Source organism: Oceanisphaera sp., from assembly GCF_048268965.1.
GTDB lineage: Bacteria > Pseudomonadota > Gammaproteobacteria > Enterobacterales > Aeromonadaceae > Oceanimonas.
In genome coordinates this window covers 1-21,940 of the sequence record NZ_JBLWUK010000037.1, presented here as the reverse complement: position 1 = coordinate 21,940, position 21,940 = coordinate 1, and the positions used below count along the sequence as shown (strand labels likewise).

Genomic DNA, 21,940 nt, shown 5'->3' with positions numbered 1-21,940 from the left:
GGTTAACTTGATGTCACTTCAAATACTTAGCTTTTGCTTTGATGCATAATGACTGCATCTCAGGAAGAACATACTCATGGCTCAGGAGCCCGATTAATGAAAACACGCTTAACCCTTGCTGCCCTCGCCCTTGCCGGCCTGTCTTTTGGCGCCAGCGCCGCTACCTTTGACGCTGTAAAGCCTTATCAGCTGCTGTTGGTAGATGGTGAGAAAACCAAACATAGTGCGCTCAACTCGGTTCACTCGGCTAATGTTAACGGCGGCAAGCACCAGTTTGTACTGGAGTACGTAGAGGACTACTCGACGAAACAAGATATTCGCGTGATGGAAGGCGATCCTGTTATCATTAATGTTGATACGCCTGCGGATGCCGAGCTCTCCCTCCAGTACACCAAGCCAACCAACTATCAGCAGGCGCGTGAGTTTTTACGCGATCAAACCGCCCAGATCACACTCGTTGACAAGCGTACAGGCCAACCGGTAGATGCCGAAATATACACCATTCATCGCCCTGCCGGCATAGATCTGGCCCGTGGTATTCAAAACTACCTAAAAGAAGAGAATAAAGCGTTCAGTGGCCGCACCGACGCCGCCGTGGCCGCCGCTCAGGCCAAGTTTGGCGATGCCGTGGTAGATGCCGATGCCCTCGAGATGCTGAAACACTGGTGGGGAACGGCCGATAAAGACACCCAGCGCGCCTTTCAGATCTGGGCGATTCAGCAGCAATAAGCAATATCTCATCACCGATATGACTTCCGAGGCTGGTTTATCTTTATCGTCACCCTCGAGAAGGAACGTCATCCTCGCGGGAATGACGACAGTAAAAACACCGGATCTGTTGATTCGGTGTTTTACTTCCAGCCTACGGCTTCGAACTTCTTTTACGCCTCTCCCTTCACTCTTTCCCCTCACTCTCGCTCTTCACTCTTCACTCTTCACTCTTCACTCTTCACTCTTCACATGAGTTAAAATGACGAACCCGGTTGCTGCAAGAAGGCAACTTCTTCTGCGCTCGACTCTCGGCCGAGAATGGCATTGCGGTGAGGGTAACGGCCAAAGCGGGCGATAATGTCTTTGTGCAAACGCTCATAGTGCAAGCTGCTGGCTGCCCCACTCTGTTCATGCTCATAGCCGGCTTCAGGTTCGGCGTTCTGTTCAAACAGAGCCAGCGCCAGCTCGTGGATCTTGAGCGATTCGCTGTGCATCATGGGCATATACAAAAAAACCCGCTGTTGCGGGGTTAATGTTTGCTCGGCACCCGCACTAATGGCTTCTTGTGCCAAGGCCAGCGCCATACCATCGGCGGCAAATGCCCGGGGAGTGTCGCGATAAATATTGCGGGAGAACTGATCCAGCACGATAATTTCTGCCAGCCGCCCTTTTGCACAGGCTCGCCATTCAAACAACTCACCAAGACACACCTGCCGGTGCAGGTCGCCAAAGCGCGCCTTGATGTCTCGATCCAGCCGTTGGTTTTTTTGCCACCATTGAGCCGGTTCCAGCTCTTCAAACCAGAATGTCAGTACCGACTGATACATCACCACTCCCCCTTGGGTCGCCGTAAGCCTTATGCTGTACGCCATCAGTTAAAAACAGCCACCCTCCTGTTTGACTGACAGCGTACAGCTTAAAGCGTAGCGCTACCCTAAAATACCCAATGTGCTACCAGGGCGATAACCGGCAAGGTCACCAGGGTGCGCAGCAAGAAGATCACAAACAACTCTAGTATGTTGACCGGTATCTTGCTACCCAATAGCAAGGCGCCCACTTCCGACATGTAAATCAGCTGGGTGACCGACAGCGCCGCGATCACAAACCGGGTCAAATCACTTTCGATAGAGGTTGCCAGAATGGCCGGAATAAACATATCGGCAAAACCGACGACCATGGTTTGCGAGGCCGCGGCCGCTTCCGGGATCTGCAACCATTCCAGCAAGGGCACAAAGGGCAAACCCAACCAGCTAAACAGCGGCGTGGTTTCGGCAATCACCAGCGCTAGGGTGCCAAAGGCCATGACCACGGGTAGTACCCCCAGCAACATATCCAGCGCATTGTGAATACCGGTACGCGCAACCTGCCCCAGGCTTGTTACCTTGCCGGCACGAGCCAGCGCCAGCGCGTAACCATGACTGAGGCGGGAATAGCCCTCTGGCGTCGCTTCATCATTTGCTGGCCGGGCCTCGCCATTAATAAAGGTGTCTTTTTTCCAGCACAGGGGCGGCAAGCGCGGCACCACTATGGCAGCGACTATGCCGGCCAGACACACGGCACCATAAAACGGCAGGAACATGTGCTCCAGCTTGACCTGTGCCAGCACCACCAGGCTGAAGGTAATGGAGACCGCCGAAAAAGTAGTGCCAATAACCGCCGCTTCACGCTGGGTGTAATGACGCCCTTCGTACTGCTTGCTGGTCAGCAGAATGCCCACGCTGCCATCGCCCAGCCAGGAGGCCATGCAGTCGACCGCCGAACGGCCCGGCAGGCGAAATATGGGCCGCATAATGCCGGTCAGCAAGGTGCCTATAAACTCCAGCAAGCCAAAGTCCAGCAACAGGGGCAGCAGCAGGCCGGCAAAAATAAAGACGGCAAATAACACGGGCAACAGGTCATTCAGCACCAGGCCGCCGGTATCTCCGCTGTACAAAATCTCCGGCCCCACCTGGTTGTACACCAACAGCACAAACACGGCACCCAGCAACCGACTGATCAGCCAGACAGGGCTGACATTGAACAGCGTGTTTAAGAACGAGCTGCTGGTGACCACAGCCGGCTTGAACAGGGTGGCCAGCACGCTAAGTAGCGCCGACACACAAATCAGTACCGTGACTATGATGGGTAGCAAGCCCGACAATGCAGCCTGCAGGCTTTTGGCCAGCACGGCAATCATGATGGTCAGGTCGCCGTTATAACTCACCGGGGTCATAAACAGCAGCACGCCCAGTAATGAGGGCAGCACAAACATCAATAAATTGCGCTTGCCGGCGTTAGCCTGCTCCAGCAACGTCTTTTCCATGATTACTCCTGGTGCCGAGCCACGACACACCATTTGGCTAATTAAAGGTAAAAGTCGCCGTTTTATGCAATTCACCAAGAATTATTCGCATAAATGCACCCTGTAAGTGCATAAAACAGCTTCAGCGAATAAGCTGACTGAATAGTTATTTTACAGTGAAATATATTTAATCAAAAGCACAATTCAAAATTTATCGCCATGGTGAGGTTGATAGGCAGCGATAATAGCCTGGCGAGAGAGCCCGTGAGGGGTGTAAGGGTGGAGGGTGAAGGGTGAAGGAAGGATAACCCGAGGCGGGAGTCGCAATGTAGGTGTTTACCCTTCTCGCCTCACTCTTCACGAGAGAAAACCTATTTCCGCGTTAGCACAAAGCACAGCTCGTCAAAAAACGACAGGGCGCCGCTTGCCACTCTGGGGTTGGTTTGCCCTTCGGCTATTTTGCCACAGGGCTCAATGGTAAAGTGGGTTTCAAACAAGCCCTTAACGGCCTGTTCCGACACCGAAAACGGCGGGGATTGCTGCTGCTCGGGTGCATAGTTAACCGTAATCAATAACAGCACGGCACCAGGGTTAAGCAGCCTTGCCAACAGCTCGGCATACTGCACTTGCATCGCAGGGGGCAAGGCGATGAGCCCTGCTCTGTCGTACGCCGCATCAAAACGGCGACCCAGTTGCCCGGCGTGAAAGAAATCACCCTGATAAAGACTGATGTGCTCGGTTTGCCAGCATTGGTACGGGCCCAGGGCGGCTTGCCTGGGCGCAAGTTGTGCCTCGCTAAAGAAGTCCTGTATTGCCAGCGGTGACAGCTCGAATCCGGCTACGGTATGGCCCTGCTCGACCAGCCAGTGCATGTCGTTGCTTTTGCCACATAAAGGTACCAGCACCTCTGTGTGTGCTGGTACCGCAAGCCGTGGCCAGATTTGGCTGAGTTGAGGGTGAATCTGCTGGCGATGAAAGCCGATGCGTGATGCTTGCCAGCGCTGATGCCAAAAGTCTGCGTCCATAGAAGTACTCACGTTAAATAACGCGAGACTACCATAGCCGAGACCAGAGTGGATCAGGCCCTGGGTTTAAACTGATTGCTGACGGGATCGTAGCGATAACCGATTTGTGCCATGCTGCCCATTAACCAGCTACTATCCAGTTCGTAGCGAGACACCAGCCCGGTCAGGCTGTCGCACTCCAAACGCAGTTTTTCGTTCAAAATGCTTAATACCATGTGACTATCCAGTCTTTCCAGTAACTGCTTATCCATCTTGCTCTCCTGTGCAGGATTTATCCATTGACCCGATTACTATAGCCGGACTAGAAAATAGTGCTCGTCTAAAATACTGTTAATTTAACCAGTATTTTCTTGATCTCTGATGAGGTGATCACTACTGTATATATAAACAGTAACCACACCACAGGGAACTCGGATTGCTTATGGCCACTCTCTTGTCAGCTCGTCAGTCGCTTTGTTCATCCATGTCCTGGCAGCCTCTATTACTGGATGCCCCCTTTATGTATACGCCAGACAGCACTGGTACAGCTTCAGGTAAGATTTCTATCAGTCATTGGGGGGGCGAGCCACAAGCTCGATTACTGGCCAGTTTGGCTGCCATTAGCAAGGACAACAAGGGGTGGATATTAATAGCCAATGCTCCGGCCCCCTTGTCGCGCCAGGCTCTGCTGAACGCAGGAGTGGATCCGGCTCGTGTGATAGATGCCAAAAAGGCATCTCGCCGGTTAATACAACAAGCCATAAACTGCCCCGGCATAGCCGTTGTGCTGTGCTGGAAGCACGGAGATTTGAAGCCGGGCCCGCTGGATATAAACCAGAGGCCCCGCCCTATCTTGGCTGCCAGAAAGTGGGGATTAGGCACCAGAGCTGTGGCCAACTATCAGCGTTTGGAGACACACAAGCCCGGCAAAGAGCGATGTGTTTTGTAGCGACATGACGGCATAAAACGGTATTTTGGTATTATTTGCCGTCATCCTGATGAACATCAGGATCTTGGTTTTAGCTTAAGAAGTCCCGCATAACAGATGCGGTTCTGTCGCCCCCCCCGCATACGCGAAGGAACGTCATCCTCGCGTAGGCGGGGACGGGCGTCCAGGACCAGGCGCAGAATGGCCAGCCAGTGGATCGCATGCAAAGACACTGGACCCCCGCCTTCGCGAGGGTGACGACAGAGGTAAAGCGAGGGTGACGACAGAGGTAAAGCTAAGGTGCTGACAGAGGTAAAGCTAGGGTGCCGACAAAGGTAACCAGCCTCAGAATCCACATCAGTGACGAGATATGGATTACAGCTGACCGCTTAACGCTATCAGTTAAGCTATTTCTCGGCAGATCAGGTCCATCATCATGCGGATGTGGGCCGGGTTATCGTTAAGAGCAGGGATATAGTGGTACTGCTCGCCGCCTGCTTTTATAAAGTACTCTTTATTTTCGCTGGAGATTTCTTCCAGCGTCTCCAGGCAGTCGGCGGAAAACGCCGGGCAAATCACGCTGATGTTTTTAATTCCTTCGGCAGGCAGGCTGGCCATGGTTTCATCGGTATAGGGTTGTAGCCACTCTTCGCGGCCAAAGCGCGATTGAAAGGTGGTACGCCACTGATGGGGCTCCAGGCCCAGCTCGGCCGCCAGCAACTCCGAGGTGCGATGGCATTGCTGGCCATAAGGATCACCCTGGTTTTCAAAGCGCTTGGGAATGCCATGATAAGACAACAGCAGTAAATCGGTTTGACCATGTTCTTTCCAGCTGGCACGCACCGACTCGGCCAGGGCATGAATGTAGCCGTGGTTGTCGTGATAATCGCGAATAAAGCGAAATGCGGGAAGACAGCGCTCTTGCTTCATCAGTCTGGCCCAGCTGTCGAACACAGAGGCGGTGGTACTGACCGAATACTGTGGGTACAGGGGCAATATAATCACCCTGTCAACGCCGGCCGCTTTTAACTCTTGCCAGGCCGAGCCAATAGAGGGAGTACCGTAACTCATGCCCAGCGCAACTGGCATATCTATGCCTGCTTCCTGCAAGGCGGCGCTCAGTGCTGCCTGCTGGCGACGGCTGACCACCATGAGTGGCGAGCCCTCTTCCCACCAAACGGATTGATACAGCTTGGCCACCTTGGGGGAGCGAAAAGGCAGAATAACGCCGTGCAATATGGGACACCACAACCAGCGGGACAAGTCGACAACACGATGATCGTGTAAAAACTGAGCGAGAAAGGTTCTAACGGCCTTCGCGGTGGGCGCCGTGGGGGTTCCCAGGTTAACCAGTAACACACCTGTTTTCACTTTGTTACCCATATTAAAAAAACGGAATCAAGCGGAAATAAAAGAAACCGAGCACAGAGCGTGCCCGGTAGATATGCATAACGATTAAGAGAGGATAGTGGCGAGCTGCTGGCTGATGGTCTCAACGGATTGAGTGCCATCAATTTTATGATGCTGGGTGTCGCTGTTGGCAGCGGCTTTCTTGTAGTAGTCGATGAGTGGTGCAGTTTGCTCGTGATACACACTCAAACGCTTGCGTACCGTGCTTTCTTCATCGTCCACTCGAGTCACCAGATCATCACCCGTTACGTCATCCTTACCTTCCACTTTAGGTGGGTTGTAAATCAGGTGATAGACACGACCAGAGCCCGGGTGCACTCGGCGACCGCTCATGCGCTTGACGATTTCTTCGTCTGGCACGGCAAACTCCAGCACATAATCGACCGTTACACCGGCTTCCTGCATCGCGTCGGCTTGAGGAATGGTACGTGGAAAACCATCGAGCAAGAAGCCCTTGGCACAGTCGTCCTGACTGATTCTTTCTTTAACCAGACCAATGATCAAGTCATCGGATACCAGCTGGCCCTGATCCATCACTTCTTTGGCCTTTAAACCAAGTGGAGTGCCGGCTTTAATCGCCGCACGCAGCATGTCACCGGTAGAGATTTGTGGAATCCCGAATTTCTCCATAATAAACTGTGCCTGCGTTCCTTTGCCCGCGCCGGGAGCTCCCAACAAAACGATGCGCATAACAGCGTCCTCTTCTTGATTAATGATATTCAGACTTTGGTACACGATTGTGTCACGACACCGCCACCGGGACAAGTAACAGCAAAGCCTTGTTATACTTATTGATTAGAAAACAGGCCGCCCCTGATCAAAAAACCCGGCGCCGGGCCGGGTTTGTTTTGAGTGCTTGTCGTGATGAGTCTGGGCTAATGTCATTCACCCAGACTTATTGCTGTTAGGCTAACAGCAGACGGTTAACGCGGGCCACAAAGGCGGCGGGATCTTTCAATCCGCCCTGCTCGGCCAGTTGCGCCTGCTCCAGCAGCAGCTGACACCACTCGGTGAACTGCTCGCCTTCTGCTATGGTATCGAGCTTTTTCACCAGGGTATGCTCCGGGTTCAGCTCCAGAATGTACTTCTGCTCCGGTACCGGCTGGCCGGCCGAACGCATCAGCTTGATCATCTGAGTGCTCATGTCGTGTTCGTCGGCGACCACGCAAGATGGCGTATTGGTCAGACGATGCGTCAGTCGTACTTCTTTGATATCGGCGTCTAGTGCGGTTTTTACGCGCTCCAGCAGTGGCGCCAGCGCTTCGTTGGCTTCTTCCTGGGCTTTTTTGGTTTCTTCGTCGTCCAGATCGCCCAAGTCCAGTTCACCCTTGGTTACAGACACAAATTTCTTGTCTTTAAACTCGTGCAGGTGATTCATCAACCACTCGTCCACGCGCTCCCACATCAGCAGCACTTCAATGCCTTTTTTGCGGAAGATTTCCAGGTGCGGACTGTGATTAGCGGCGGCATAGCTGTCGGCAGTAATGTAATAAATCTTGTCCTGGCCTTCTTTCATGCGCTCAAGATAATTTTCCAGTGACACGGTTTGTGCATCGCTGTCGTTATGGGTGCTGGCAAAGCGCAGCAAACCGGCGATTTGTTCGCGGTTGCCATAGTCTTCGGCCGGACCTTCCTTCAGCACGTTACCAAACTCGCTCCAGAAGCCCTGATATTGTTCGACATCGTCTTTGGCCATTTTTTCCAGCATCGACAACACCCGCTTGCTGCAGGCCTTGCGCAGCTGAGCCGTCACCTTGTTATCTTGCAGAATTTCCCGCGAGACGTTCAGCGGCAGATCGTTGGAGTCGAGCACGCCTTTTACAAACCGCAGGTAGGTTGGCATAAACTGCTCGGCATCATCCATGACGAACACGCGCTGCACATACAGCTTAAGGCCATGGCTCTGGTCGCGGTTGTACAGATCGAAGGGGGCCTTGGCAGGCACATACAACAAGCTGGTGTATTCCTGATTGCCTTCCACCTTGTTATGGCTCCAGGTCAGTGCATCCTGGTAGTCATGAGAAATATGCTTGTAAAACTCTTGATATTCTTCGTCGCTGATGTCGCCTTTGGCACGGGTCCACAGGGCGGTGGCCTTGTTAACCTGCTCCCACTGGCCTTCGGTGGCAGCGGAAATAACCTTGCCTTCTTCGTCGGTTTGCTCGGGCTCGCCTTCTTTCCACATTTCTACGGCAACGCTGATGTGGTCGGAATATTTACCGATAATGCTGCGCAGGCGCCAGTCATCCAGAAACTCCTGCTCGCTTTCGCGCAGGTGCAACACAATATCGGTGCCACGGCCGGGCTTGTTGATGTCGGCAACGGTAAAGCTGCCATCGCCGTCCGATTCCCACTGCACACCCTGTTCGGCTGACTGACCCGCAGCACGGCTCAGCACGGTCACCTTGTCGGCGACAATAAAGGCAGAATAGAAACCCACCCCAAACTGGCCAATCAGTTGCGAGTCTTTCGCCTGATCGCCCGATAGCTGGCCAAAAAACGATTTGGTGCCCGACTTGGCAATGGTGCCCAGGTGCTCGATGACTTCGTCCCGGCTCATGCCAATACCGTTATCGGAAATGGTCAGGGTCTTGTTGTCTTTATCCAGTATCAGGCGTACTCGCAGCTCACCCTCGTTTTCATACAGATCACTGTCTGACAGGGCCTTGAAGCGCAGCTTGTCCGCGGCATCGGCGGCGTTGGACACCAGTTCGCGCAAGAAGACTTCTTTGTTGGAATACAGGCTGTGGGCCATCAGGTTGAGCAGTTGTTTGACTTCGGTTTGAAAACCATGAGTTTCGGTATGCACAGCTTCTGACATCGTTATGTTCCTTGCTTGGGTTTGACTTATAGCTAAAAGATGGGGGTCGCGCGCGGTATTTCAAGGGCAACGGGAAAAAACGTGAAGCGTGACAGGTAAAGCGTGAGCACGCCCTTTGTGTCACGCTTTCTTCTTTACCCATCACCCTTCACATTCATGTGTCAGTAATAGCTTCCGCCCTCTGCTGCCAGGCGGCGTAACGGTTCGCAGGGCGCGAAACGCTCACCGTATTTACGGGCGCATTCTTCCATTTTATCCACCACGGCCTGAATGCCCTGCTGATGCATATAAAAGAAAGGCCCACCGGCAAAGGGGGGAAAGCCGATGCCGAACACGGCGCCAATGTCGCCATCTCGCGCCGAGGCGATGACACCTTCATCCAGGGTTATGGCCGCTTCATTCAGCATCAACAACACACAGCGTTCGGCCAGCTCTTGCGCCGGCAAGCGGCTTTGTGGCTTGATATTCAGCAATCGATAGACGCTGTCATCCACCGGCTTGGCTTTTTTACTGCCACTGCCCGCCTGATGACGATAGAAACCTCGACCATTTTTCTTGCCATGGCGATTATCTTCCAGCAGTTTGCCAAAGGCATCGGGGGCCTTGAAGCGCGGGCCCAGCTCGCGCTCCAGAATGGGGGCGATTTTAGCGGCCACATCAATGCCCACTTCATCCAGCAAGGTCATGGGCCCTACCGGAAAACCATAGTCGACCAGGGCGCTATCTATGGCCTCGATGGGCTCGCCTTCCAGCAACAACCTGGCTGCTTCGTTCAAATAAGGCGCTAAAATGCGGTTCACATAAAAGCCGGCACTGTCCTGCACCACTATTGGGGTTTTTCCCTGAGCACGGGCCAGCTTAAGGGCGGTGGCCACCGTGGTCGGGTGGGTCCCCGCATGCGGAATAATTTCTGCCAGCGGCATTTTATCAACCGGGCTAAAGTAATGCAGACCCAGGATCTGCCCGGGTCGAGCCGCCCCTTCGGCAATCTGGTGAATCGGCAACGAAGAGGTATTGGTGGCAAAAATCGTCTGTTCCGGGCAGTGGGCTTCCACTTCGGCGACCATGTTGCGTTTTACATCCAGATCTTCATACACGGCTTCAACCACCAGATCGACGCGTTCAAAGCCACTGTAGTCGAGGGTGCCGGTCATGCGCCCCAACTGCTGCTGCATCTCGGTGTGCCGCAAATGCCTTTTACTTACCTTGGTTGCCAGCAGACGGTGGGCATTGGCCATGGCCTGATTAATCCCCCGATGGGACACATCCTTGATACGCACCGGCAATTCGGCTTTGGTGGCGGTCACATAGGCAATGCCACCGCCCATCAAGCCGCCCCCCAAGACACCGACGTGCGCCACTGTATTGGGGCTTTCCCCTTGCCACTGGGTTTCTTTTTTCATTTCGGTGGTGGCAAAAAACAGCTGGCGCAGCGCCGCGGACTCGGGGCTCATCACCAACTCGCCAAAAGCCCTGGCCTCTGCAGCCAGTCCTGTCCTCATCCCCTGCTCCAGGCCGGTTTGTACCACCTCCAGCAGTGTTTCGGGTGCCGGGTACTTACCTCGAGTTTTGCCGCGCAGTGTGCTCAGGGCCTTGTCGAACACCAGCTTGCGTCCCAGTGGGTTCGCCTCCAACAGCAGGGTTTTGATATCGCGTTTGCGCTTGTGACTCGGCTTGCCACTGCGGGCCAGGGCAATGGCGGTGTCGAGCAAAATGCTGGGGGGCACCATGTCATCCACCAGACCGGCGTTGAGTGCCTGTTTGGCCCTTAGTTGCTTACCGGCCAGCATCATGTCCAATGCTTTGGTCAGGCCCACCAGCCGGGGTAACCGCTGGGTTCCCCCCGAGCCCGGTAACAGCCCCAACTGTACCTCGGGCAAACCCAGGCGCGTTTTTTCATGGTCGCTGCACACCCGGCCATGACAGGCCAGCGCCAGCTCCAGTCCGCCACCCAGGCAGGGGCCATGAATGGCGGCAATCAGGGGGATATCCAGCGCCTCCAGCTGATTGAACATATCCTGCCCTGCCTTCGACAAGGCTTCAGCCTGCTCGGCGCTGGTGCAGGCGGCCAGCATATTCACGTCGGCACCGGCAATAAAGGAATCGGCCTTGCCCGATCGCAGTACCAGACCCTTGATGTTGCTGTTGGCCTTAATGTCCGTCAGCAAGGCATGAATCTCATCCACAAAGCTGGCGCGCAGGGTATTCATGCGCTCGCCGGGCACATCCATGGTGATAATGCCAATCTCGTCTTGCAGTTCGAGCGTAAAGGTAGACGGACGGGTTGGTTCAATCTGTGTGTCGTTGATTACATCATTCATTGCGCGGCCTCCAATACCATGGCAACGCCCAGGCCACCGGCGGCACAGGCAGTCGTCAGCGCCAAGCCACCGCCACGGCGGTTAAGCTCGGTCAGGGTTTGCGTGATCATGCGGGCACCGGTGGCGGCAAACGGATGACCATAGGCCAAGGATCCCCCCAGGACGTTGAATTTACTCATGTCGATTTCACCTATCGCCTGGCTGCGATGCAACTTTTGCCGGGCAAATTCGGCGCTGGCAAACATCTTCATGTTGGCCAGGGTTTGTGCAGCAAAGGCTTCATGCATGTCGACCAAGTCCATGTCTGCCAGGGTGCAGCCGGCTCTGTCCAGCGCTAGGGGCGTGGCATAAGCCGGCCCCAGCAGCATGTCGTGCTGCACGCCAATGGCGGCATAGGCATAGCTGCGCAAATAACCCAGTGGTTGCAGCCCCAACTCTTTGGCTCGACTTTCGGTCATCATCAAGATGGCGGCAGCACCGTCGGTGAGTGGCGTACTGGTGGCCGCCGTGACGGTGCCGTGGCGCCGATCGAAGGCCGGTTTAAGCCGGGTATAATCGGCCAGGCGCGACTCGGTGCGAATATTATTATCTTGTTCAAACGCCGCCTTGAATGGCGGCACATAGGCGGCCATGACCTGCTCGTTCAGCCACCCTTGCTTCCAGGCGTCGGTCGCCAGTTGATGAGAACGATGGGCCAGTTCGTCTTGTTCCTGACGGCTAATACCGTGGCTTTTTGCCATTTGTTCGGCCGTTTGCCCCATGGTCAGGCCGGTCGAGTATTCGGCCACCGCAGGCGGCACAGGTGCTAGATCTTTCAGCTTGAGCTTGCGCAAAATGGCCAACTTGGCCTTCATCGATTTAGCCTTGCTCAAATCCAGCAAGGCTTCGGCCAGACGCGCCGAGACGCCAATGGGCAACACGGAAGATGAATCCGCCCCGCCGGCAATGCCCACTTCCAGCTGTCCGGCCAACATGGACTCCGCCATACTCGACACCGCCTGAAAACTGGTGGCACAGGCGCGGGTTACACTGTAAGCGTCGGTTTGTACGGGCAACGAGCTGGCCAGCACAATTTCGCGGGCAATATTGGGGGCGCTGGGCATCTGTATTACCTGGCCAAACACCAGTTGCTGCACCTCGGCTGCCGCCATGGGGGTGCGTGCCAGCAATTCATTCACCACCATGGTACCCAGCTCTAATGCGGGTATGCCGCGCAAGGCCGTAGCCTGGCGGGCAAAGGGGGTTCTTAGTCCCGACACAATGGCAATGCGATCACCCTTGTGAGTTGTTAATGGGGTTGTTGGCAACATGTATGCTCCTTTTATGAGGCATCCCTTGTGGACATGAGAAAATGTGGGCATCCGCAACGCAAACCATTCAGACACTACAAGAGGTCTGACCTCACAACATCCTAGCAAAGAAACCGTACCGGGAAAACAGACTCCCCGCAACGGCCGACGCCCGGCGCCATCTGGTGCAACGCGCGGGAACCTGGTGCTCAGCATCTATAATTTAAGACAGGCCGCGTTCTTCATATACTCGCATGAGACTATAAGAGTGCGTAATCTCCATCGCGCCACCCTATTTCAACGGTGAAATTAATGATTTCTGTATTCAGGCGAAAGAAGGGCCAGCCTGCTGCGGTCTCTAGCAGTATGGCGTTAAAACAAAAGCGCTATGATGTGTTGGTGTATGCCCTGCATGGCGACTTGTTTCGCTATGCCTTTTGGTTATGCCATGACCGTCAGGTTGCCGAAGATCTGGTACAGGAAACATTCCTCCGCGCCTGGAAATCTCTCGACAGCTTGAAAGACGAAAAAGCCGCCAAGGCATGGCTGATTACCATATTGCGCCGGGAAAATGCCCGGCGCTTCGAACGTAAACAGCTTGTTCTGGTGGACTTAGACACGGTGCCCATACCGGACAAATACAGCCCGGGCCTGGAGCAGGACATGGAAAACGAATGGTTGCGCCGACATATTGCCGAACTGGCCATTGAATATCGCGAACCCTTGTTGCTGCAGGTATTGGGTGGTTTTAGTGGTGAAGAAATAGCCGAGATATTAGAGTTGAATAAAAATACCGTCATGACCCGCCTCTTTCGTGCGCGAAACAAGCTAAAAGAAGCGATAGACAAAGATCCCACAGCGCGAGGCCAACACAATGAATGAGTTGGAATTCAGGCGCCGAGCTTATGCAGACCCGAATGATAAAAGCGCCGACTTTATGCAAACATCAGACAGCTGTGCAGGGAACCAGCAGTTTGTGAATGAGCTTAAACGCTTCGATCAGCGGCTGGAAAAAGCGCTGCAGGAGCCGGTACCCGACACCCTGCTCAACAAGCTGCTGCTTGAGCAGTTGCCCTATCAGCCGGTTACCCCCTCCGGCCTCGGTTGGCGTCACTTGGCGGTGGCCGCTTCTGTCACTTTTTTACTGGGATTTTCTACCCGCTTTTTACCCTTGGACGTCGGTCCGCAAGCCCCTTACCCGGCTGTGGGACAGGTTGCCATCGAGCATGTGCGCCTGGAGGCTCCTTTTACCCAAACCGTAGATGAACAGGTTACGCTGACGGCGGTCAACGCCAAGTTAAAGCCCTATGGGGCCCAACTTAACAGCCTCGCCGATGTGGGCAAGGTGTATTACGCCAATCACTGCCAGTTTGCTGGCGGCCCGGCGGCACACCTGGTTATTCAGGGGCAGCACGACCGCGTCAATGTATTTCTGGTGCCCGTCGATCGCGCCCTGCAACTGGCCAGTCACTTTTCCGACGAGCAATATCATGGTGAAGTCATTGGCATGAATCTTAACCGGCTGGTGGTCGTCAGTGACAATCAGGAAGATGTTAAAGCCATGGTCAACAAAATCGAAACCTCGCTGCAAAGGGCTTTATAAAACAGCGGTAAGCCGTCAGCGACCAGAGAGCGCGCGGGAGTAACAAGAGAGGATATGCGAACAGTCCTTTACTTGAATGCTATTTTGCCTCGCTCTCTCGGAATCAAGGCCCAAAACAATGGCTAAATGACGAATATCTGTCGAGTTCGGCTTATCTTCTGTTCGCTTTTTATCCAATCAAGTCATAAGGTTATAGTTGTCGAGAGATCTTCTATTTTATGAGGTAAGATCCAGCCCGATTTGTCATCGTGCTTGCATATTCTTACTTCAACCACATGGAAGCGAACACGCTGTTCGGAACAACAGGAACCCGCTATGACCATAGAACTCCCCATTTTAATAACCTTCGTTGGCTATTTAGTACTGACCATGCTGATTGGTGCGGTCGCCTATAGAGCCACCAGCTCGTTAAGTGATTATATTTTAGGTGGTCGCCGCCTTGGGCCCGGCGTCGCCGCACTCAGTGTGGGTGCCTCGGACATGAGTGGCTGGCTGTTACTCGGCCTGCCCGGTGCCGTTTATCTTTATGGTGTCAACCAGGCCTGGATTGGCATTGGCCTGGTGATCGGTGCCTGGCTTAACTGGCTGTTTGTGGCCAAGCGGCTGCGGGTATATACCGAGCAGGCCAATGACTCGCTCACCCTGCCTGATTTTCTGGAGAACCGACTGGCGGATCACAGCGGCCTGATTCGCGTTATTTCAGCGGTGACCATCCTGGTCTTTTTCGTCTTTTATACCGCCTCCGGCCTGGTCGGCGGCGCCATCCTGTTCGAGAAGGTCTTCGGGCTGCCTTATATTACCGCCCTGATACTGGGCGGTAGCGTCATTGTGGCATATACCTTTTTCGGCGGTTTTCTGGCGGTCTCCTGGACCGACTTCTTTCAGGGTATTTTAATGCTGCTGGCACTGATTGCCCTGCCTTTGGCGGTCATGAACGAGCTGGGCGGCATAGACCAAACCCTGACCACCCTGAATGGCATGGATGCAGCCAAGCTGGATATACTGCAGGACTTTTCGCTGATCAGCGGGTTGAGCCTGCTGGCCTGGGGGCTGGGCTACTTTGGCCAACCCCATATTCTGGCGCGCTTCATGGCGATTGACTCCCCCAAGTCAGTGCCCTTGTCACGCCGCATTGCCATGAGCTGGATGGTGTTGTCGTTAATTGGTTCGGTGGCCGTTGGCTTGGCCGGCGCCGTGTATTTTGCCGATGCCCCGCTCGATAACCCGGAAACCGTGTTTTTGGCGCTGGCCAATGCGGTATTCAACCCCTGGGTGGCCGGCTTGCTGATTGCGGCTATTATGTCCGCCATTATGAGCACCATAGACTCGCAGTTACTGGTGTGCTCTTCCGCCATTACCGAGGACTTTTACAAGCGCTGGCTGCGCCCTGCCGCCCAGGATGACGAGCTGGTATGGGTAGGCCGCTTTGCCGTATTGGGGGTGGCCGTGTGCTCCATGTTAATTGCACTGGATCCCGACTCGTCGGTACTGGAGCTGGTGAGTTATGCCTGGGCCGGCTTTGGTGCCGCTTTTGGCCCCGTGATTATTATCTCGCTATATTGGTCTCGCCTCACTCGCAACGGTGCTTTAGCCGGCATCGTATTGGGTGCCTTGACCGTAATTGGCTGGAAACAACTGCAAGGCGGCCCTCTCGGCCTGTTCGACCTCTACGAAATAGTCCCCGGATTCATCATCAGTACGCTGGCCTGCATCCTCATCAGCCGCCAGGGTACCCCTCCGAGCAAAGCCGTGGTTCTGGGCTTCAGACGAATGGAGTCTGAGCTCTAATTTTTGACCCGCCTCACAAAAGGAGCTGAAAAGCTCCTTTTATTAAACAAGCGTTTTACTTTTCAGTAACGCTTTTTTATGCTGCCAGTGGGTAAGATTTCATCACATTACCCATTGCGCTAGCAGTGTGGCGCCCAACACATACCAAACTGATGAGAGAATCTTTCATGAGCCAAAAAACATTGAAGCTGTCCCTACTTGCCGCGTCCATTGCCCTGGCCGCCGGCCAGGCGCACGCGGCTGCTTTTCAGCTGGCAGAACAAAACGCAACCGGGCTGGGCCGGGCCTATGCGGGGGAAGGCGCCATTGGTGATAACGCCTCGGTACTGGGCCGCAACCCCGCCGCCATGACGCTGTTTGATCGCCCTGCTTTATCTGGCGGTGCCATCTATATTAATCCGGAAGTGGATGTGGAAGGCAAAGGTGCTACTGCTATGGCTGGCCGGGCCAATGGCTTGCCAACGCAGTCAGATGATATCGCCGACGATGCGGTAGTCCCCTTCTTCTATTACATACAGCCCCTTAACGAGCAATGGGCGGCAGGCTTTGGTGCCTTTACCAACTACGGCCTTTCGACCAGCTATCAGGATAACCATTACGCGGGCCCGGTGGCGGGTAGTACCTCGTTAACCACCATTAACCTCAACCCCAGCATTGCCTTCAAGGCCAATAAGCATCTGTCTATTGGTGCCGGCTTTAATGCCGTGTATGCCGATGCGGAGTTGATTCGCCATAAGGGTATTACCAGCCTGGCTCCACTAGGTGGTGGGGGATTCGGTGGCAATGCAACTGATGAGTTAATCAGGCTTGCAGGTGATGACTGGGCCTATGGTTGGAATATTGGCGTGCTGCTGGAGGCGAATGAGAATAATCGCTGGGCCCTCACCTATCGTTCTGAAGTCGACTTAACATTGGAGGGTAATTATTCAAGCGCCCTCCCCAATGGGCTCCCCTACGGACCTGATAACCCTGCGGGAACAGGCGGTAATAGTATTCCCGGCTCACTGGACCTAACCCTCCCCGCCATCGCCGAAGTATCCGGTTTTCATCAGGTGCAACCCGACTGGGCACTGCATTACGGCATTATGTGGACCGAGTGGAGCAGCTTTAAAGAACTGCGGGCTCTGGGCAGCGACGGCGGCACCTTATTCCAGAAAGAAGAAGGTTTTGAAAACGGCTGGCGCATGAGCGTGGGCGCTACCCATCAGCTGAATGACCAGTGGACCCTGCGCGGCGGTCTGGCCTACGACAAGTCACCGGTACCGGAGGGAGCGCGCTCCATTTCCATTCCCGATGTGGATCGTACCTGGTACACCCTGGGCGCCACCTATGCCTATAACCAGAACCTGAGTGTGGATGCAGGCTTTGCCTTCCTGGATGGTAAAGAAGTAACTGTAAAAGAAACCCCATTTGAGTTTACCTCGGGTGGCGATGCCTATTTGTTTGGTTTACAGATGAACTACGCCTTTTAACCCCACCTCGACTTTTTTCTTTATAAAAGCGCCTGTTCAGGCGCTTTTATTCGCTTTATATCCCCAAAAATAATACTGTATAATTATTCGGTCATAATTATTGCTTGGAATCATCATGCATTCATTTGTAGCCAGACAGGCTATCCTGGACGAGCAAGGTAACCCTCTGGGGTACGAGCTGCTGTTTCGTACCAGCCTGGAAAATCGTTTTCCCAATATTGATGCCGAGCAGGCTACACGACGCCTGATGGCAGAGCAGTTTTTAAGTCAGAAAATCGAAGAGCTGGTGGGTAACGCCCTGTGTTTCGTCAACTTTCCCGACTCGCTGTTACGCCAGGGGTTGGCCGAATCCTTTCGCCAGCCCCAGTTGGTAATAGAAGTGCTGGAAAGTGCCATTCCCGATCAGGCTTTGCTGGAACACGTAAAATCCCTGAAAGAGCTAGGGATTAAAGTTGCGCTGGATGATTACATTCCCAGTCCTGAATGGGAAATGTTCTTTCCCTATGCCGACTTTATCAAACTGGATTTGCGGGCAATGTCCATGGCGGATTGCAGTCGCCTGATCCGCCATTGCCAGAAGTATCCGCAACTGCGCTTTATAGCTGAAAAGGTGGAAACGCAGCAGGAATACAAGGCCGCCCAGGAAGCCGGGTTCGAATTCTTTCAAGGCTATTACTTTCAACAACCCAAGGTAGTTAGCCGCCGTATTTTAACCACCAGTGAAATGACCGCCTTCGAACTGCTGTCTGTCGTTAATAGCAAAGAAGTGGACTTTAACAAACTGGCTCATCTGTTCAGCAGTGATTTGTCGCTTACCTATAATCTGCTGCGCTATGTCAACAGCCTGCATGCAGGTTCGCGGCAGCAAAGAATTGATAACCTGCGCGGCGCCCTCGTCTACCTGGGCCATCAACAGCTTAAACGTTTTACCGCCCTGGTCATCACATCCTATATCAGCAAGGACAAGGGCCTGGAATTACAGCGATTGCCCATGCTACGTGCCAAATGGTGTGAATTACTGGCCGAGAAAATCTGTCCCGAGTTACAGGAAGAAGCCTTTATATGTGGCTTGTTTTCACTGCTCGGTGTCTTGCTTGAACGTCCCATGGCTGAAATTCTGGAACATATTGCGCTTGCCGAACCAGTTCGGCAGGCGTTACTCGAGCGCAAGGGGCAGTTAGGGTTTCTGTTAAGTCTGATGCATGATTACGAGCAAGCCAACTGGGAGAAATTACAACTGCGGCTGGACTTCATTAAACTGAGCGAAGAAAGTTGCAGCCAATGCTACCAGGAAGCCGTGCTCTGGAGCCAGCAGCTGGCAGATGCGGAATAATCCCCCCTACGGGCAGCTGTACGCTTTAAGCCGTACGCTATCAGTAAAGAAAGGCGGTGTTTGTCTTTAACTTAAGGCGTACAACGTAAGGCTTGCCGCTATACAAAAAGGCCCGGTATCGCAATGATAGCGGGCCTTTTTTGTTATCACATATGGCGCGAACGTTACCTGGCTCGTTGCAACCATGCCCAAGCAGCCAATACCAGCATAAAACAGGCAATGGCAGCGGCAAGGCCCATGGTGACCGAGGCCGTGTACCCTAGGGCCAGATAACCCACTACGCTCACTACCGCAATAGACAGGGCATAAGGAAGCTGGGTGATCACATGATCTATGTGATGACAGGAAGCGCCGGTTGACGACAGAATGGTGGTATCGGAAATAGGCGAACAGTGGTCACCAAATACCGCACCTGCCATCACCGCAGACATGCCCGGTAGCAACAGCTGGGCATCAATTGCCATCGTCATGTCAGCCGCAAGCGGCAGCATAATACCGAAGGTGCCCCAGCTGGTGCCGGTGGCAAACGCCATGATGCCTGCCAACAAGAACAAAATGGCCGGCAACATGAATAATGGAATACTTTGCTGTACCAGAGATGCCAGATACTGGCCCGTTTTCAGTTCACCAATCAAGCCGGCAATGGTCCAGGCAAACAGCAGAATGTAAATGGCGGGCAGCATGCCCTTGATACCCACGGCCAGCGTATGCAGCCAGTCCGATGCACTCACTCTGTGCCTGATCATGGCATAGGCACACACCAGCAGCCCAGCGACGCCACCCAGCACCAAAGAGCGCCCTACATCGGTATTCTCGAGGGCTGCCAGCAGGCCAAAGGGAGTTTGGCTGTCGGTTAACGCCTGCGCTCCCGTCACCAGCAACGCCACTACCGTGACCAGCGTCAGGGTGCCAATTGCCAGTAACAAGTCGCTCACCCGCCCTGCTTTTACGCTGGTATCGGCGACGCCGGGCGGCGTGCCCTTGCCGGCATCAAACAGATTGCCTGCCAGCGCCTCTTGCTCATGCCGAGCCATGGCACCCAGATCCCAGCCGCCTTTAATGACCAGCAATACCATAAGCAGGGTAAAAACAGCATAAAAATTCATACTGCCCATTACCAGGAAGGCGCCCAGCGCACTGTGACCCGTTAAGCCGTGACTCGCCAGAATGCCCCCCACCAGGGCAATAATATAGGCACCCCAGGAAGAAATGGGCATCAACACACAGACGGGAGCCGCAGTCGAGTCGAGCAAATAGGCCAGTTTGGCACGAGAGATATTAAAGCGGTCGGTCACCGGCCGGCAAATGGTGCCTACCGACAGGCTGTGAAAATAATCATCAATAAAAAACACAAACACCAATAGCCCGGTCATCACTTTGGCCTGGCGTCGATTCTTTATGCGCTGCTGCGCCCACTCGGCGAATGCCAGAGTGGCCCCAACCCGACTCAACATACTGATAATGCAGCCCAACAACAGCAAGAACAACAGTATATTTACATTCCATTCATTAATCGCATTATCGGACCAGAATAAGGCTCCGATATTGCTTGCAAGATGGGTAACGGCAGTGAGCGGGTTGAATTGCTGTAATAACAGCGTGGCAAGTATAATGCCGAAGCCTAAGGATAACAGTACTCGGTGAGTGGTTATTGCCAGTACAATGGCAAGCAAGGGGGGCAGTAAAGACCAATAACTTTGAATAAATGGGTGTAGTTCCACATCGGCACCTGAATCTGAGTTGTCAACATAACTACCAGGAGCAAAAGGGCGATATAAAAGTCGTCTTCTCTTTCCCAGCAATAGCGCACCATGAATATATATTCATGACAGTATCGGCCCTTTCGGTACCGATCCCAGTGTTGTTACCAGATAAATAACAACACTTCGGCGTAACATCCTTTCGATTCAGAATAAACGGCATCACCCTGAGCTGATCTACTGATAAGTCACGCGCCTCCACGCAGGTAAGGCCGATGATCTTACTGCCAATATGATAAAAATCAACACATTTAACCGAAAATAAGCCCAACCAGCTCATAAGGGCACCTGATCACTCCCGATTTACGTTATTCATAGCGCCACTAATGGATTAATTTTAGCCAAATCCCACCTTAAACCCAACAAAAAAGCCTCGTTCGAACCCTGATTTGCAATGACTAACCCTGAACCTAACCCAGGCTCGATATATGATGTCGGCATAAAAATTAATGTAAAATCGACAATCATTATTAAACGGCAATTGGCATTCGCAAATTGCAAAGCCATATTCGTGCTTTTCTCGGTATCTGCTTAGTTTATTAACTTTCGAAAAAAGTTTTCAGTAATTAACTTGCTAGATTTAATATGAAGCTGTAAATTTAAAGCATAAGAATATATTACCCAGGTGGATGCAATGACTGACTTTTTGAAAACACTACTGAACATTCGCAGCTTACGAGCAGCAACTCGAGAGTTGACTCTAGACCAGATGGAAGAAGCATTGGCTAAACTGACGACTGTGATTGACGAACAGCGCGAAACCAAAGCTGCCGAACAGGCTGCCGCACAAGAACGTGAACGTAAACTTAAAGAATATATGGATCAAATGGCCGCAGACGGTATTGATCTGAATGACTTGCTGGAACTTGCCGAGCCCGCTAAAAAAGCCAGCGCTCCTCGCAGCAAGCGTCCGCCAAAGTATGAGTTTTATGATGAGAACAACGAATATAAAACTTGGACTGGCCAGGGCCGTAAGCCTACCCCAATTAAGAATGCTATCGAACGTGGCGAAAAAACCATGGAAGACTTTCTTATCAAGCAGTAAACAGCTTGTTTAATAGCAATAAAAACAGGGCCATATGGCCCTGTTTTTATTTGTATCGCCATTCTATGGCTGCCAGACTCAAAGACTAATACCCATATAAGTAAAAATATGATCTATTTTAAAGCTGAGTACCAGAGGAAACAGAGTCAGCTCCCACGACACGCCATAAACCCA

Annotated in this window: 17 protein-coding genes and 1 riboswitch; of the genes, 7 read left to right on the top strand and 10 right to left on the bottom strand. The window is 53.3% G+C overall.

Annotated elements, in window-relative coordinates:
- The first annotated feature begins 96 nt into the window (after positions 1 to 96).
- Positions 97 to 729 carry a DUF2057 family protein gene (locus ACN0VL_RS13525; protein WP_417618231.1) on the top strand — a complete coding sequence of 211 codons (633 nt, stop codon included), beginning with the start codon at positions 97 to 99 and terminating at the stop codon, positions 727 to 729.
- Between the two features lie 236 nt (positions 730 to 965).
- Here the strand turns inward: ACN0VL_RS13525 and ACN0VL_RS13520 are convergent, their stop codons facing one another.
- The 9 genes from ACN0VL_RS13520 to fadI form a co-directional block, all read right to left on the bottom strand.
- Positions 966 to 1,538, bottom strand: coding sequence for a DUF924 family protein (locus ACN0VL_RS13520; RefSeq protein ID WP_417618229.1), 573 nt, complete (start codon positions 1,536 to 1,538; stop codon positions 966 to 968).
- Positions 1,539 to 1,645: 107 nt separating this feature from the next.
- Positions 1,646 to 3,016, bottom strand: coding sequence for a YjiH family protein (locus ACN0VL_RS13515; protein WP_417618241.1), 1,371 nt, complete (start codon positions 3,014 to 3,016; stop codon positions 1,646 to 1,648).
- 347 nt (positions 3,017 to 3,363) lie between these two features.
- Positions 3,364 to 4,017: a thiopurine S-methyltransferase gene (locus ACN0VL_RS13510; RefSeq protein WP_417618227.1), complete on the bottom strand. Its 654-nt coding sequence runs from the start codon at positions 4,015 to 4,017 to the stop codon at positions 3,364 to 3,366.
- Positions 4,018 to 4,070: 53 nt separating this feature from the next.
- Entirely contained in the window at positions 4,071 to 4,268 is a 198-nt protein-coding gene (locus ACN0VL_RS13505; protein WP_417618225.1) for a DUF4250 domain-containing protein, read from the bottom strand.
- A gap of 1,058 nt (positions 4,269 to 5,326) precedes the next feature.
- Positions 5,327 to 6,295 carry a ferrochelatase gene (hemH, locus tag ACN0VL_RS13500; RefSeq protein ID WP_417618223.1) on the bottom strand — a complete coding sequence of 323 codons (969 nt, stop codon included), beginning with the start codon at positions 6,293 to 6,295 and terminating at the stop codon, positions 5,327 to 5,329.
- Between the two features lie 84 nt (positions 6,296 to 6,379).
- Positions 6,380 to 7,024, bottom strand: a complete 645-nt coding sequence (gene adk / locus ACN0VL_RS13495; RefSeq protein WP_417618221.1) for an adenylate kinase — start codon at positions 7,022 to 7,024, stop codon at positions 6,380 to 6,382.
- A 214-nt stretch (positions 7,025 to 7,238) separates the two neighbouring features.
- Positions 7,239 to 9,155 carry a molecular chaperone HtpG gene (gene htpG / locus ACN0VL_RS13490; RefSeq protein WP_417618219.1) on the bottom strand — a complete coding sequence of 639 codons (1,917 nt, stop codon included), beginning with the start codon at positions 9,153 to 9,155 and terminating at the stop codon, positions 7,239 to 7,241.
- 161 nt (positions 9,156 to 9,316) lie between these two features.
- Positions 9,317 to 11,476 (bottom strand): fatty acid oxidation complex subunit alpha FadJ, encoded by a 2,160-nt coding sequence (gene fadJ / locus ACN0VL_RS13485; RefSeq protein ID WP_417618218.1) that lies wholly within the window; start codon positions 11,474 to 11,476, stop codon positions 9,317 to 9,319.
- Complete coding sequence (gene fadI, locus ACN0VL_RS13480) at positions 11,473 to 12,786, bottom strand: acetyl-CoA C-acyltransferase FadI (protein ID WP_417618216.1); 1,314 nt, start codon at positions 12,784 to 12,786, stop codon at positions 11,473 to 11,475. Before fadI ends, fadJ begins: the two co-directional genes overlap by 4 nt.
- 345 nt (positions 12,787 to 13,131) lie before the next feature.
- Between fadI and ACN0VL_RS13475 the strand changes: the two genes are divergently transcribed.
- The 5 genes from ACN0VL_RS13475 to ACN0VL_RS13455 all read left to right on the top strand — a co-directional run bounded on the left by ACN0VL_RS13475 (position 13,132) and on the right by ACN0VL_RS13455 (position 18,961).
- The gene (locus ACN0VL_RS13475; protein ID WP_417618214.1) at positions 13,132 to 13,647 is read left to right on the top strand and encodes a sigma-70 family RNA polymerase sigma factor; all 516 of its coding nucleotides are present in this window, start codon (positions 13,132 to 13,134) and stop codon (positions 13,645 to 13,647) included.
- The gene (locus tag ACN0VL_RS13470) at positions 13,640 to 14,368 is read left to right on the top strand and encodes a DUF3379 family protein (RefSeq protein ID WP_417618212.1); all 729 of its coding nucleotides are present in this window, start codon (positions 13,640 to 13,642) and stop codon (positions 14,366 to 14,368) included. Before ACN0VL_RS13475 ends, ACN0VL_RS13470 begins: the two co-directional genes overlap by 8 nt.
- A gap of 315 nt (positions 14,369 to 14,683) precedes the next feature.
- Positions 14,684 to 16,156 carry a sodium/proline symporter PutP gene (gene putP, locus ACN0VL_RS13465; protein WP_417618211.1) on the top strand — a complete coding sequence of 491 codons (1,473 nt, stop codon included), beginning with the start codon at positions 14,684 to 14,686 and terminating at the stop codon, positions 16,154 to 16,156.
- Positions 16,157 to 16,323: 167 nt separating this feature from the next.
- On the top strand, positions 16,324 to 17,628 hold the full coding sequence (locus tag ACN0VL_RS13460; RefSeq protein WP_417618209.1) for an outer membrane protein transport protein: 1,305 nt from the start codon (positions 16,324 to 16,326) through the stop codon (positions 17,626 to 17,628).
- 115 nt (positions 17,629 to 17,743) lie between these two features.
- Positions 17,744 to 18,961, top strand: a complete 1,218-nt coding sequence (locus ACN0VL_RS13455; RefSeq protein WP_417618207.1) for an EAL and HDOD domain-containing protein — start codon at positions 17,744 to 17,746, stop codon at positions 18,959 to 18,961.
- Between the two features lie 164 nt (positions 18,962 to 19,125).
- Here the strand turns inward: ACN0VL_RS13455 and ACN0VL_RS13450 are convergent, their stop codons facing one another.
- Positions 19,126 to 20,682 carry a Na+/H+ antiporter NhaC family protein gene (locus ACN0VL_RS13450; protein ID WP_417618205.1) on the bottom strand — a complete coding sequence of 519 codons (1,557 nt, stop codon included), beginning with the start codon at positions 20,680 to 20,682 and terminating at the stop codon, positions 19,126 to 19,128.
- A gap of 73 nt (positions 20,683 to 20,755) precedes the next feature.
- Positions 20,756 to 20,930, bottom strand: a riboswitch (Lysine riboswitch).
- Between the two features lie 425 nt (positions 20,931 to 21,355).
- On the opposite strand from ACN0VL_RS13450, the gene ACN0VL_RS13445 reads away from it, so the two are divergent.
- Positions 21,356 to 21,766: an H-NS family nucleoid-associated regulatory protein gene (locus ACN0VL_RS13445; RefSeq protein ID WP_417618203.1), complete on the top strand. Its 411-nt coding sequence runs from the start codon at positions 21,356 to 21,358 to the stop codon at positions 21,764 to 21,766.
- Positions 21,767 to 21,940 lie beyond the last annotated feature (174 nt).